This window comes from Mycobacterium ulcerans subsp. shinshuense, from assembly GCF_002355775.1.
Classification (GTDB): domain Bacteria; phylum Actinomycetota; class Actinomycetes; order Mycobacteriales; family Mycobacteriaceae; genus Mycobacterium; species Mycobacterium marinum.
In genome coordinates this window covers 2,419,842-2,433,880 of the sequence record NZ_AP017624.1, presented here as the reverse complement: position 1 = coordinate 2,433,880, position 14,039 = coordinate 2,419,842, and the positions used below count along the sequence as shown (strand labels likewise).

Genomic DNA, 14,039 nt, shown 5'->3' with positions numbered 1-14,039 from the left:
TCGGCGCCATGCTCAAACAACGCGCGCATATCTCTCCTCGGCCGCAGGCCTACGTAGAGCCCTCGACCAACGTTCGGATGGACTACACCGAGCTGAATATGCTGACCAACCGATGCGCCAGCGTGCTGAGGGCGCTCGGGGTCGGCAAGGGCGATCGCGTCGCGCTGTTGATGCCGAACAGTGTTGCGTTCTGCTGCCTGTTCTACGGCGCAGCCAAGCTCGGGGCGGTGGCCGTGCCGCTCAACACCCGCCTGGCCGCACCCGAACTGGGATTCATCCTTGCCGACAGCGGCAGCACCGTCCTGATCTATCACCAGTCATTGGAGCCGGTGGTCACCGCGATCAAAACCGCAACCGAGCGGTCCCACAACGTCATCAGCTGGGTGCCGTTGTCGGACGGCGAAGGCTCCCTGGCGCAACGCCTCGAAACCGCCGATGCCGGCGAGCCGGTCTGCGACAGCGGCGGGTCGGACAACCTGTTCATCATGTACACCTCGGGCACCACCGGAAACCCCAAAGGGGTTGTGCATACTCATGACTCGGTGCACACGGCGGCCAGCTCATGGTCACTGACCGTAGACGTGCGCTACCAGGACCGCCTATTGCTGCCGTTGCCGATGTTCCACGTCGCGGCGCCGACGACGGTCATCATGTGCGCCATGCGCGGCGTCACCCTTATCTCGATGCCACAGTTCGACCCGGCCAAGGCCTGGTCGCTGATCGTCGACGAGCGTGTTTCGCTGGCCGGCGCCGTACCGGCGATTTTGAACTTCATGCGTTTGGTACCCGAATTCACCGAGCTCGATGCACCCGAGTTCCGTTGCTTCATCACCGGCGGTGCGCCCATGCCCGAGGCGCTGATCAGGATGTATGCCGCCAAGAAGATGCAGGTCGTTCAGGGCTACGCACTCACCGAATCATGCGGCGGCGGCACCCTGCTGCTCGGGGAAGACGCCCTGGCCAAGGTCGGCTCGGCCGGACGCGCCACCATGTTCGCCGACGTTCGCGTACGCACCGACGACGGCATGATCGCCGAACGCGGGCAGGGCGAGGTGGTGATCAAGTCCGACTTCCTGCTCAAGGAATACTGGAACCGCCCGGACGCCACCCGCGACGCTTTCCACGGCGACTGGTTCCGTACCGGCGATGTCGGCGAGATCGACAAAGACGGCTATCTCTACATCAAAGACCGCATCAAAGACATGATCATCTCCGGTGGTGAGAACATCTACCCGGCCGAGATCGAGAACGTCATCACCGGCATCCCCGGCGTCGCCGAAGTGGCCGTCATCGGGCTGCCCGACCAGAAATGGGGCGAGATCGCCTGCGCCATCGTGGTGTCCGACCAGGGTGCGGTGAGCGAAGCGGGCATCGTGGAGTTCTGCGCCGCCCGGCTGGCGCGCTACAAGTTGCCGAAAAGGTTGATCTTCACCGCGACGCTGCCCCGCAATCCGGCAGGCAAGGTGCTCAAGCGGGAGCTGCGCGAACTGTATCGGTGAGAGCCCCGGCGCGGTGTCGCGGCTAGCCCGACATGCCGGGCGTTCCATAAAGCCCGCCACCTGCACCGCCGCGCCCGCCGGCTCCGTCGGTGACGCCACTGCCGCCGGCCCCGCCATTGCCACCGTTGCCGACGAGTGCGGCGTCGCCGCCGTCGCCGCCGTCGCCGCCATCGCCACCGTCACCGGTGGCGCCGGTGCGGCCGCTCTTCGGGTCGACGCCACCGTCTGCACCGTCACGACCCGCTCCGCCGCTGCCGCCGTTGCCACCGCTGCCCCACAGCCAGCCACCGTCCCCACCGCTGGCCCCGGCACCGCCACCGCCGCCGTCTCCGCCATCCCCCGGGTTGCCAACGCCATTACCGCCGTTGCCGCCCATGCCCCCGGCGCCGCCGGCGCCGCCCCCGATCTCGCTGCCTCGGCCGGCGCCACCTTGCCCGCCCGCTCCACCGGTGCCACCGGACCCACCGTCACCGAACAACCAACCCCCATCGCCCCCGGCGGCACCGGTCCCGCCAGCACCGCCAGTGCCACCGCCGCCGCCGATGGAAGCACCGGTGCCACCCATGCCGCCCATCCCCCCCGGCACCGCCGGCCCCACCCGCACCGCCGTTGCCGGCAACCCAGCCACCCGCCCCGCCGGAACCGCCTATCCCGCCCACCCCGCCATGCCCGCCGGTACCGCCCGAAGAGGCTCCGCCGGCCGCGCCTACCCGACCCGCACCGCCTTGCCCCCCGGCCCCACCGGCACCGCCGTCGCCCCACAGCCCGGCAGCTCCGCCCACGCCACCGGCGCCACCGTCACCACCGGTCGGCACGGCGGGCACCCCTGCCCCGCCGGTGCCGCCTACGCCGCCAACGCCCCCGTTGCCGTAAAGCCAGCCGCCATGCCCGCCGGCGCCACCGGCCCCACCCGCAGCGCCGTTGCCGGCATTAAAGCCGGCTCCACCGGCCCCGCCGTTACCGATCAGGCCGGCATCCCCGCCGTTACCACCCGCGGTGTGTGGCGCGGTGCCGGCCCCGCCGGCTCCGCCGTTACCCCACAAAAGCCCACCGGCCGCGCCGTTTTGTCCAGGCGCCCCATCGGCATCGTTGCCGATGAGAGGTCGGCCCAACAGTGTCTGGGTGGGCGCGTTGATGGCCGCGAGCAGCTGTTGCTCGATGGCCTGAAGCGGGGATACATTGGCCGCCTCGGCGAGTGCATACGAACGGTTTGCGACGCTCAGTGCTTGGGCGAATTGCCGGTGAAATTGCGCCATTTGAGTGCTGATCGCCTGATATTGGACCCCGTGCGCGGAGAACACCGCCGCGATGGCCGCCGACACCTCGTCGCCACCGGCGGACAGCAGCCGCGCCGTACGCGCTGCCGCTGCCGCGTTGGCCGCGGCCAGCGCCGACCCGATCTCGGCCGCATCGCTGGTCGCCGCCGACAGCGCCTCTGGCGCAACCGTCAGGTATGACATGGCCACACTCCCAACGTGACCCGGACGAGCGCCGCGGATCGTGGCGCGAGTCAGGGCGGGGTAATCGAACCCGGCCAATGCGGGCGCATCGGTGCCCAACTGTAGCGCGATGGGCGGCGCTGACCTGGTAGTTTCACCGATCGGGTGGGGGCAATGGGCAACCTGAGCCAGCCCGCCGTCCCCGCGGCTCCCGACGTGCCAGCCCCCATCCCGACCATGCGGTCGGCACGCACCGTCTTGCCGCAGCGACAGCAGGCACGGTCACGACCAAAATAATCTGAACACGCCTTGTAAGCGGTTTGGAAAAGATCTGTATTAGATATGAGATCTGTCGCTATCCTTGGGCAATTATGGACTGCGCGAATTGTTCGACCCCACACGCGGATGCCGCCCGTTTCTGCTCCCGGTGCGGTAGTCCACTGAATCCGGCCATCGATCGGTCCCGACATTTCGCCGCACATCCCGAAGAGCCGGTGCGGGCGCTCGCGGTGATGAGCACGCTGATGCCACACCTGGCGGGCGGGCGCCGCCACATCTACCGAGCGATGGTCGCGTTGGCGCTATTGGCGTCGCTGATCGTCGCGGCGTTCGGGATGCTTTCTATCGCATTGGTATTGGCGGCGATTGCGCTGCCTGCGGCCGTCCTGACCTATGTCCACGACCACGATGTGTGGCGACAGGAACCGTTCACCGTCATCGGGGTGGCGTTTGCGCTTTCCCTGCTGCTCGGTGTCGGCGTGGGGATGGTCGAACAGCACTTCACCAAGCCGGTGCTATTGGCCGCACCGGATCGCCAGTTACCACCGCTGTCCCAGATCTTCGAATTGGGCGTGCTCATCCCGGTTGTGGCTTTCGCCGCGGCATTGATTGCGCCGCTGCTGGTGACGGCGCGCAGCGCGTTTCGGCACCCGGTCGATGCCACCGTCGCCTGCTCGCTCAGCGGTTCGGCGCTGTCTTTGGGGCTGAGCGTGGTGGTAGAGCGTGGCGCGTTCACCCATCTCCCGACGACCCATATCGACCCGACACACGTCGCTTTCATCGCGCTGACACTCGGGTTTTTGCAGCCGATCATCATGGCCTGCGCTGCCACCCTGGTCGTGGTGCCGTTGCGCGGCACCGGCGGCAACACGGCCCTGGGGCTGCTGGAGGGCGTGGCGTTGGTACTGCTGTACGAACTAGCGACCACCCTGCTCACCCCCTACGGGACTCGCGGCATTGTGCTGACCGCGTTGGCCGCATTGGTGCTGGCCGCAGCCGGGCTGGTCGCAACCCGCGCCAGTTTGCATACCGCGCTGCTCGCCGAAGCCCAGGCCGCCCTCACCGGGGACGCCACCTTGACCCGCGCCCCCGATACCCACCAGGTCTGCGCTCACTGCGGCGCGGCAATCGGCAGCGGGAGCGCGTTCCGCCAAGTCTGCGGAACAGCCACGGCCGCACTAGCCGGCCATCCTGCCCTGAACCGCCCCATCAACGGATAACCGAACCGCGGTACCGCCGGCCTGAAACCACGGCAAAACAAGGAGCCACGATGTCAGCAGCACCGCCACCGGATACTCCCCCGCCACCGCACTACCCGCACGGCGGCGGCCGGGTCGGACACCGATTGCACTCGGCCGTCATCATCGCCATCATCGGCGTAGTCATCCTGATCGCCGCAGCCGTGACCGCGGCGATTGTGCTGAGCGGCAAGGCCGAGCGATCCAAGCCGCCGTCGATTCTGCCCGGTGGCCATGCTGCCATGGCCGCAGCCGCTGGGCCCGGCACTGCCCGATTGCCTGACCCGGAAGCGCCGGTACGCACCCCCGTGACGATGCGGTTGAGGCTGGCCTCGGCCGAGTCAATCGACATCGCCGAGGGCATATCGGTCACGGCCGCGCCGGGCTGGACCCTGGTGAACCGGGGGCCGAATTGGGTGACGCTGCAAAACGGCGACACCAGCGCCCAGATGTACGTCGCCGTCAAGACCACTGATGAGACAGATGTCGTCGCCGCGCTGCGGACCGACATCGCCAGGTTGACCGATCCTTCGTCGGGCGATCTCGCCAACCCGGTGTTGTTCAAGGCCACTACCAAGACCCTGGAAAGCGCCAAGTTCCAGCAGGCCGCGCTGATGGACTACTTCGCCGACGTGTTCACCGAACAAGGCGAGCTTTCGGTCAGCGGCGCCTTCGCCGAATTGCTGAACACCTCCACCCACCAGTCGGCCTTCATCGACTTCCGGCGCACCGCCGATGCACCGAGCCAGGCTCCCGATGACGCCCGAGCCATGATCGACTCCATGCTCTAGTGTTCGGCCAGCTGGTCAAAGCCAGCCGAGGGCTTGGGGAACCATGTAGAGCCCGAAGGCGATGACAAATAGGCACAGGGTCCGAGTGATGTACTTGCGCACTCCGCGCATGCGCCATTCTTCGGGCAGCGTGTGGGCTTCCAGCACCAGCAGCAGCCCCAGCACGATCGGCAGCAAGAGTGCGTTCATCACTTCGACATCGACGGCCAGATTGACCAGGTCGACGCCGCCCAGGACGAGGACGGCGCCGATGATGTGGGCAAGCGCATAAGTGGTGTAGAACTTGGCGGTGGCCCGGTTGGGCCGCTGGTTGAGAGTGTGTCGCCAGCCGAAGACCTCGGATAGTCCCCACGCTCCAGCCAGCGACGCGACAATGGCGGCGACCAGGGCGGCACCCAACATTCCCAGTCCGAACAACACGGTTCCACCGAGTCGGCCCAGGTATGGGGTCAGGGCATCGGCGATCTGCCCGACGGTTTGCAGCGACGCCGCACCATGGTGGGTTCCGATCGTCGCCGCAACGGTCACCACCACCGCGATCATGATCAATTGAGTCAGCACCGCACCGACGGCGGTGTCCAGGCGAGCCTGGCGGATCGTGGCCACCGACAGGTGCTTATCGACCACGGCTCCTTGCTGGTAGAAAATCATCCACGGCATGATGACCGCGCCAACGTTCGCCGCGACCAGCAACAGGTAGGACGAGTTGCCCAGCGGCATCGACCGCAAGCCCGCCAGCAGCTGGTCCAGTTGCGGGCGAGCCATGACCATGGCCACCAGGAACGCCACTTCCGCTGCGCCGACGGCCAGGCCGATGCGTTCGACGCGCCGGTAGCTGCCGGTCAGCGCCAAGGCCAGCAACATCACTGTGGCAATCGGGATGCTGACCCAGCGCGAGATCCCGAATAGCTCCCCGACCCCGGCAACCCCGACAAACTCGGTCAGCAGCGCGCCGATGGCCGATGCGAACAGGGTGAATGCCGAAAGCCACGCCCAACCGCGGCCGAATCGCTCCCGGATCAGCGCACCGTGCCCCTTGCCCGTGACGATCCCCAGCCGCACGGTCATCTCTTGGACGACATAGAGGATCGGCATCAAGATCAATTGCGGCAACACCATCCGATAGCCCCATTGCGCCCCGGACTCGGCAGCGGTGATCAGCGAGCCCGCATCGGTGTCGGCCAACATCACCACCAGGCCCGGACCCCAGACCGCCAGCAGGCCCCAGCGCAGCCAGCCGCCGCGATGGACCCGCATCGATGCCTCAGGCCCGGTCGTAGCCCGGACCTGCTCGTCGGATCTATCGGTCACGTCTCGAAAGCCCCTCAGTCGCAATAGCAGCCAAACAACGCCATGCCTTCGAAACACTGCCAGCCAGTGTGGCCCGAGGACAACCCGAAACCCTCCGGTCCGTGCGGCACTTGGTCCCGGAGGATGACCCGCCCTGGGATCCGGCCCGCGCCGTGACCCAGTATGTGACAGGTGGATGAAGCAACGCCGGCCCGGCAACTGCTGACCGACCGGGTGGCCGTGGTGACGGGCGGCGCCGGCGGTATCGGCGCGGCGACCTCGCGGCTATTCGCCCAACACGGCGCCCAGGTCGTCATCGCCGATATCGATGCGGAGCTTGCCCACCGCACCGTCGACGAAATCGGCGGTGCGGCTTGGGTAGTCGGCACCGACGTCCGCGATGCCGATCAGGTCAGCGCGCTGGCTCAGCGCGTGCTCGATCGCTACGGCCGCCTCGACATCCTGGTGAACAATGTCGGCCACTGGTTGCGCCACCCCGGCAACTTCGTCGACACCGACCCACAACTGTGGGATGAGCTGTATCGAGTGAACCTTCATCACGTCTTGCTGGCGACTCACGCCTTTCTGCCGGCGATGATCGAGCAACACGGCGGCGCGATTGTGAACGTCTCGTCGGTCGAAGGACTGCGCGGCTACCCGGAGGGCCCGGTCTATGCAGCCTTCAAGGCCGCCGTCATCCATTTCACCCGCAGCCTTGCCGTCCAGGTAGGCAACCACGGGGTGCGGATCAATGCGATCGCCCCGGACGTCACCGAATCGCTACAGGTGCCCTACTCGCAGTGGCTATCCGATGCCGAACAGACGCAGTGGCCTGGTTGGGTTCCCGTTGGGCGGATGGGTGTCCCAGAAGATCAAGCCCGGGTGATCCTGTTCTTGGCCTGCGAACTCTCGGCGTTCGTCACCGGCCACACGATCCCGACCGATGGTGGCACCGCCGCGGCCGGCGGATGGTTCCGCTCGTCGCGCCGCCCCGACCGGGAATGGACGAACCGTCCCATCGCGCCCTGACGCAGCCTCGGGTGCATCGATCACCCGAAGAGCGGCTGGACATCGAAGAACGGCTGGATACTCACGTTCAAGTTGCCGGGACCCGCTGAAGCCATGACACCGTCGGTCACACCAATGGCGAGGTTGAGGAAGCCGTTGAAGGCACTGGCCCCCGACCCACTACCGAACACGGTTGCGACATTGACGCTGGCCAGGCCGCCCGACTGGTCTCCGGCCAGGGCCGTGTTGTTGTCCCCGCCGACGGTCGCGATATTGGAGAGCCCCGTCCCGCCTGCGAAGACGTTCTGGTTGTTGCTCCCGATGACCGTGGCCACGTTGCCGATATTGGCCACACCAAAGCCGGCGGCGGCGACATCGGTGTTACCGAAACCGATGGCCGTGGAGACGATGCCCAGATTGCCGGCCTGGTGTCCGCGCGCCGCGATCCCGGTGTTGCCATCCCCGACGGCCGTGGCGACACTGCCGATGGTGAGTCCGGTGCTGCTGGCCGCGACCGTATTGCCGCCACCGATGGCAGTCGCTGCGACGCCGATGTTGCCGCCCAGGCCGCCGGCATCCGCGGTGACTTCGGTGTTGCCGTCGCCAATGGCCGTGGCGGCGATGGCGATGTTGGCGCCAAGCCCCGGGGCATTGGCGGTCAGACCGTTGTTGTCACCGATTGCGGTCGCCACCGTGGCGACATTCTCCAGACCGAACACGTTGATGTCAGCCGTGTTGTTGTTGCCGATCATGGTGGCGATGCTGGCGGTATTGCCCGCGCCAATCGATTTGACCGAGACAGCGTTGCCGTCGCCGAAGACAGTGGCCAGGGTCGCGATGTTGGCACCGCCGGGGCCAGCTTCGGCATGGACATTGGTGTTGCCCTCGCCGAAAGCGGTGGCGAAGGTGGCGATATTGCCACCGATGCCCGGCGTGCTGGCTGAGACGTTGTTGAAGTCTCCGTAGGAGGTCGCCACGGTGGCGATGTTCTCCACCCCAAACGAGCTGACAGTGGACGTGTTGTTATCGCTGAACAACACCGTGGCCACGTCCGCGATATTGCCCGCACCCAGCCCACTGGCCGAAGCCGTGTTGTTCTCACCGAACAACACCGTCGACACCGACGCGATATTGGCGCCCGCCCCACCGGACTCCGCACTGACGGTATTGCCTTGCCCCCCAAGCGCAGTGGCCACCGTGGCGATGTTGGCACCGATACCCGGCGCGGTCGCAGAGACATTGTTGTTGTCCCCGTAGGACGTAGCGATCGTCGCGAAGTTCTCCACACCCAACGCACTGGCAGTAGACGTGTTGTTATTGCTGAACAACACCGTCGCCACGTTGGCGATATTGCCCGCACCAATCGCACTCGCCGAAGACGTGTTGTTGTCACCGAACAACACCGTGGCCACCTGCGCGATATTCGCCCCACCAGCACCGGCCTGAGCGCTCACCGTGTTGTCCTGACCGCCCAACGCCGTGGCCACCGTGGCGATATTGCCACCCAGCCCCAACGAGTTGGTCGCCGTCACAGTGTTGCCATCACCGTAGGAGGTCGCCACAGCGGCAATGTTCTCCACCCCAAACGAACTGGCATTGGACGTGTTGTTATCGCTGAACAACACCGTGGCCACGTTGGCGATATTGCCCGCACCAATCGCACTCGCCGAAGACGTGTTGTTCTCACCGAACAACACCGTCGACACCGACGCGATATTGGCGCCTCCGGTGCCGGTTTCGGCACTGACGGTGTTGTTCTGGCCGCCCAAGGCGGTGGCGACGGTGGCGATGTTGCCGCCCAGACCCAACCCGTTGGTGGCCGAGACCGTGTTGTTGTCACCGATCGAGGTGGCCACGGTGCCAATGTTTTCCACGCCGATCGAGCTGGCGGAGATCGTGTTGTTATTGCTGAACAACGCGCTGGAAACGTTGCCGATATTGCCCGCGCCGAAGGCGCTGGCCGTGACGTTGTTCTCGTTGCCGAACGCGGTGGCGACGGTGCCGAGGTTGCCGCCCGCGCCGCTGGCGTCGGCGCTGACCTGACTGTTGCTGTTGCCGAAGGCCGTCGCAATGTTGCCGATATTGCCGCCCACGCCAACACCGCTGGCTCCGACTCCATTGTCGTTGCCACCCGCGGTCGCCACGGTGGCGATGTTTTCCAAGCCCACCACGTTGGCATTGATGGTGTTGTTGTTACCCAACGCGGTGGCCGCGGTCGCGAGGTTGCCCGCACCCAAGACGTTCGCCGTGACCGTGGGGTTGTTGTTGCCGAACGCGGTGGCTAAGACGGCGACGTTCTCGGCGCCGCTGGCTTCGGCCGCAACCGTGGTGTTGCCGCTGCCGCCCGCGGTGGCCACCGTCGCGATGTTGTTCAAGCCGAAGGAAGTGGCTTTGACTCCATTGTTGTCGCCGAACAACGCGCTGGCGACGGTGCCGATATGACCAGCACCGGTGGCGTCGGCATAAAGCGTGTTGTTGTTCCCGATCAACGAAATGGCGCCGGTACCGAGAGTGCCGCCCACGCCGGTGGCGTCGGCTATGGCCGAGTTGTTGTTGCCGAGTGCCGCTGCCACCAGGATTTCATTGGCGCCCACGCCGCCGGCGTTGGCCATCACATTGCTGTTGCCAGAGCCGGCAGCGGTGGCAACTATGGCGTTGTTTTCCACACCGAACGCGTTGGCAGAAACTCCGGAATTGTCGCTGCCGAACACGGCCGACACCACACCGGTGTTTTCCACACCATTGACGATCGCCGAGACGTCGGTGTTGTTGTTGCCGAACGCGGCCGCAACGGTGGCGTTGTTCTCCACCCCGTTGGCGATCGCGGTCACCGAGTTGTTGTTGCCGAACGCCGCGGCCACCGTGCCGATATTGGCGACGCCGATGGAGCTGGCGTTGACCGTGTTGCCGTCGCCGAACGCGAGCGCACCGGTGCCGATGTTGATTCAGCCGGTCGCGCTGGCCGAGCTATTGGCGCCGCCGACCCCGGCAATGTTGAGCACGCCACCGGTGGCGGAGGCGCTGCTACCGCTTCCGAAGGCGAAGGCGATATCGGCCACGCCAGCATCGGCCGAGCTGTTCGCGCCCGAGGCGATCGCCAACCCGCCAAACGTCGTGGTCGCATTCGCGGTACCGGTCTTCACCAGGTGCAGACCAAAGATAGAAAGGCTGAAGTCGGCATCCGCGGCGGGCAGGGCCAGCGCCTGCTGCCACGGAGCCAACTGCTGCGCTATCGCCGAGACTCCTGCGTGATAGCCCGCCATCGCGGCCACATCCTGGGCCCACAGCTGTTCGTAGACGGCCTCGGTCGCCGCGATCGCTGGCGCGTTCTGTCCGAAGAGGTTGGAGATCACCAGCGCCCCCAGCTCGTTGCGGTTGGCTGCCACCATTGCTGGATGCACGATCGCGGCCTGTGCGGCCTCGAACACCGCCGCCGCCGCCGACGACGCCCGCCCCGCCGTGCCCGCGGCTTGGGCCGCCGCCGCGCTCAACCAGCTCGCGTACGGTGCGGCTACGGCTGACATCGCTGCCGACGCCGGCCCCTGCCATGCCCCACTCGCCAGCCCGGCGGTGACCGACGAGAACGAAGACGCCGCGACCTGCAGCTCGTCAGCCAGGCTCCCCCACGCTGCTGCCGCCTCTAGCATCGATGTGGACCCGGCGCCGGAAAACAGTCGTAGTGAGTTGATCTCTGGCGGCAACACTGAAAAATTCATTGCATCCGTCCGTTCCCGTCCACAGCACCTGCGCTGTCGCCCACCACCACGTACCTACGACCGCTATCGCCCGATCCACCCGGCCAACCGTGCACACCTAGCCGGAGCCCGCCTCGCGTGCCAACCCACGGCTTCACCCACACCGGCGTCATATCGCCGATGGGCCGCTGAGCGTGACCCCGCATCATTGCGTGCCTCCGCCCGCGACAGGCAGGCCGCTGATCCGGTCGAATCAAGCAACTTGGCAGCAAAAACATATCTGGCAACAGCGGAAAAATATGCCTGTTTGGAAGAAATCCCCGTATCAATTCTGAATGACGAGAGAACTCCGCATACCGTAATCCGGATGGCACCCGGCCAGGAAATCCGTTTGGACGCTGCCCCGCAACGCGAAAATTACTCGCATTCAGCACCTTTCGATATGGTCAGAGGCCCTCCCGGGGCCCTGGTGGGAATTTGTGCCGCCAATATCTCTCTCAAACGTCCTGGACCATGCCGGTCTGGGGCGTTGGGGCCGCGATCCGGCGGCAGCCGGCTTGATGGCGTCGCACTTCGAGGGGCACGATAACCGGATGGTCGCATTTCTCCCAGCAACTGACTTGCCCGAGTCACAGACGACACCCGCTACATGACCGACTCCAGCACCTCCCGGGTGGCGGTCTACTTCGACTTCGACAACATCGTCATCTCGCGCTACGAGCAAGTCCACGGCCGAAACACGTTCCACCGGGACAAATCCAAGGGTCTGGAACAAGAACGATTGCAGCTGGCGACCGTCGATCTGGGTGCGATCATCGACTTCGCCCCCTCGTTCGGCACACTGGTACTCACCCGCGCCTATGCGGACTGGTCCGCCGACGTCAATGCTGGCTACCACGGCCAGTTGGTGGGCCGCGCGGTTGACCTGGTCCAATTGTTCCCAGCCGCCTCCTATGGCAAGAACGGGGCCGATAATCGACTAGCCGTCGATTCGGTCGAGGACATGTTTCGGCTACCCGATCTGACGCACGTGGTGATCGTCGGCGGCGACTCCGATTACATCGCTCTTGCCCAGCGCTGCAAGCGCTTAGGACGTTACGTCGTGGGGATCGGCGTGGCGGGTGCCAGCAGCGGGTCGTTGGCCGCCGCCTGCGACGAGTTCGTCACCTATGACGCCCTGCCCGGGATACCGACCCTGCCCCCGCCCGCGGCCAAGAAGCGCAGCCGGCGCTCGACCGCCGGCGATCGCGACGAGCCGACGCCACCGGACGCGCAAACCGCCGCCACCGGGTTGCTCAAGCGCGCCCTGCGCATCGGGCAGGAGAAGGACGACGCCGAATGGCTGCACAACTCCGCGGTCAAGGCCCAGATGAAGCGAATGGATCCATCGTTCAGCGAAAAGTCCCTCGGCTTCAAGTCATTCAGTGACTTCCTGCGCTCCCGCAGCGACCTGGTGGACCTCGATGAAAGCAGCACCACCCGACTGGTTCGACTCCATACCGAGGCCGATTCCTAACGGGTGCCCAGCGCGTACGCCTCGCGCGGGGTTCCGGGTGCAAGACCGCTCCGGCGCCGGGCATGTTGTGGCCGGGACAAATCGCGGGGCAATCATGCCGGCGAAGAAGGGCCGAAGTTGCCAACGACAGCAATCCCACGCGTGCGTCAAATCGCTGCGCACACCGAGGTGAATGGGATCAATGCGTTGATCGCGACGGATTCCGTCATCGCCACGACGACCCGAATAGCACCAGGTAGACGGGGACCCGGCGAGGCTTGGACGCCCGTAGATCTGGACCGACGATTGCCCGCGCGGACCGAACTTCAGTGCGCTCAATCTCGAGCGATACACCCCTGACCGCATGTTGGAAATAGGGCCGGATACCGGCTCGATGTCGGCTGCTGTGTCAGATATTACCGGCCACAATCGATCGCTTGCTTCGCATGCAATTGTCGGATCCGCGGACCGGCATTCATGCAGATACCAAGGACCGCTCGGATGTGACAGCTAGACGATTTCCGCTCAATGTGGCTGTGTGTCCCGACGGCAACGGGCGTTGGGCGGCCCAGCGCGGTCTTTCTGCGATGGAAGGCCACCTAGCCGGAGGCGAGGTGGCGTTCAACCGCGTCCGCGATGCCTGCGAACTGGGTCTCACGCAGTTCTCGCTCTACGGTTTCTCTACCGAGAACTGGGGCCGTGCCTCCGCCGAGGTTTCCGGACTGATGGACATCTTCAGCACCCTGTTCGATCGTGGCATCCAGGCACTGGAACCTCTCGGCATCCGGCTAAAGGTCGTAGGCGCGCGCGTCGGCCTACCGCACAACGTGCTTGACGCGATCGATCGCGCCGAGGCCGCAACAGCCCACAACGACCGCATGACACTGTTCGTCGCGCTCAACTATGGCGGCCGCCAGGAGGTGCTAGATGCCGCGGAGCGCTACACCGGCGGTGGCCCGGAGGCGTTCCACCGGCTGCTCTACGCGCCCGAGATGCAAGATCCGGATCTCGTCATCCGTACCGGGGGCGACCGGCGCCTGTCCAACGGCTTTCTCTGGGAATCGGCCTACTCCGAACTGTTGTTCCTCGATGAACTGTGGCCGGACTTCACTCGCGAGCACCTCGAGAACGCGCTCATCGAGTTCGGACAGCGCGTCCGCACCCTAGGAACCTCACACCGCGAGCAGAGCCCGTAGCCGCCTGCCGCCTTCCGCCGCATCAAGGCGTACGCCACGGCCGCGCGGGCGGAAAGCGCCCCGACGCCGATTGCTGTTCCACCGAGTGCGACTCACCGGGGCATCAATA

7 protein-coding genes and 2 pseudogenes are annotated in these 14,039 nt (G+C 65.9%); 6 read left to right on the top strand and 3 right to left on the bottom strand.

Features of this window, described 5'->3' with window-relative positions:
- Window positions 1–8: 8 nt before the first annotated feature.
- A complete protein-coding gene (locus SHTP_RS10935) occupies window positions 9–1,499 on the top strand; it encodes an acyl-CoA synthetase (protein WP_096370599.1) in 1,491 nt (496 codons plus the stop codon).
- A gap of 22 nt (window positions 1,500–1,521) precedes the next feature.
- Here SHTP_RS10935 and SHTP_RS10930 read toward each other — a convergent pair.
- Window positions 1,522–2,959: pseudogene (locus SHTP_RS10930) on the bottom strand (PE family protein).
- A gap of 491 nt (window positions 2,960–3,450) precedes the next feature.
- Between SHTP_RS10930 and SHTP_RS10925 the strand changes: the two are divergent.
- Together SHTP_RS10925 and SHTP_RS10920 are read left to right on the top strand one after the other, a co-directional pair.
- Entirely contained in the window at window positions 3,451–4,437 is a 987-nt protein-coding gene (locus SHTP_RS10925; RefSeq protein ID WP_231991390.1) for a zinc ribbon domain-containing protein, read from the top strand.
- 50 nt (window positions 4,438–4,487) lie between these two features.
- Window positions 4,488–5,246 (top strand): hypothetical protein, encoded by a 759-nt coding sequence (locus tag SHTP_RS10920; protein WP_011740997.1) that lies wholly within the window; start codon window positions 4,488–4,490, stop codon window positions 5,244–5,246.
- 15 nt (window positions 5,247–5,261) lie between these two features.
- On the opposite strand, the gene SHTP_RS10915 is transcribed toward SHTP_RS10920, so the two are convergent.
- Window positions 5,262–6,503 (bottom strand): NRAMP family divalent metal transporter, encoded by a 1,242-nt coding sequence (locus SHTP_RS10915; protein WP_172900662.1) that lies wholly within the window; start codon window positions 6,501–6,503, stop codon window positions 5,262–5,264.
- Between the two features lie 225 nt (window positions 6,504–6,728).
- On the opposite strand from SHTP_RS10915, the gene SHTP_RS10910 reads away from it, so the two are divergent.
- The gene (locus tag SHTP_RS10910) at window positions 6,729–7,565 is read left to right on the top strand and encodes an SDR family NAD(P)-dependent oxidoreductase (RefSeq protein WP_096370596.1); all 837 of its coding nucleotides are present in this window, start codon (window positions 6,729–6,731) and stop codon (window positions 7,563–7,565) included.
- A 20-nt stretch (window positions 7,566–7,585) separates the two neighbouring features.
- Here the strand turns inward: SHTP_RS10910 and SHTP_RS10905 are convergent.
- Window positions 7,586–11,260 (bottom strand): annotated as a pseudogene (locus SHTP_RS10905) (PPE domain-containing protein).
- Window positions 11,261–11,888: 628 nt separating this feature from the next.
- On the opposite strand from SHTP_RS10905, the gene SHTP_RS10900 reads away from it, so the two are divergent.
- Both SHTP_RS10900 and uppS read left to right on the top strand, forming a co-directional pair.
- Window positions 11,889–12,755: an NYN domain-containing protein gene (locus SHTP_RS10900; protein ID WP_096370595.1), complete on the top strand. Its 867-nt coding sequence runs from the start codon at window positions 11,889–11,891 to the stop codon at window positions 12,753–12,755.
- Between the two features lie 425 nt (window positions 12,756–13,180).
- Complete coding sequence (gene uppS / locus SHTP_RS10895) at window positions 13,181–13,930, top strand: polyprenyl diphosphate synthase (RefSeq protein WP_041324632.1); 750 nt, start codon at window positions 13,181–13,183, stop codon at window positions 13,928–13,930.
- Window positions 13,931–14,039 lie beyond the last annotated feature (109 nt).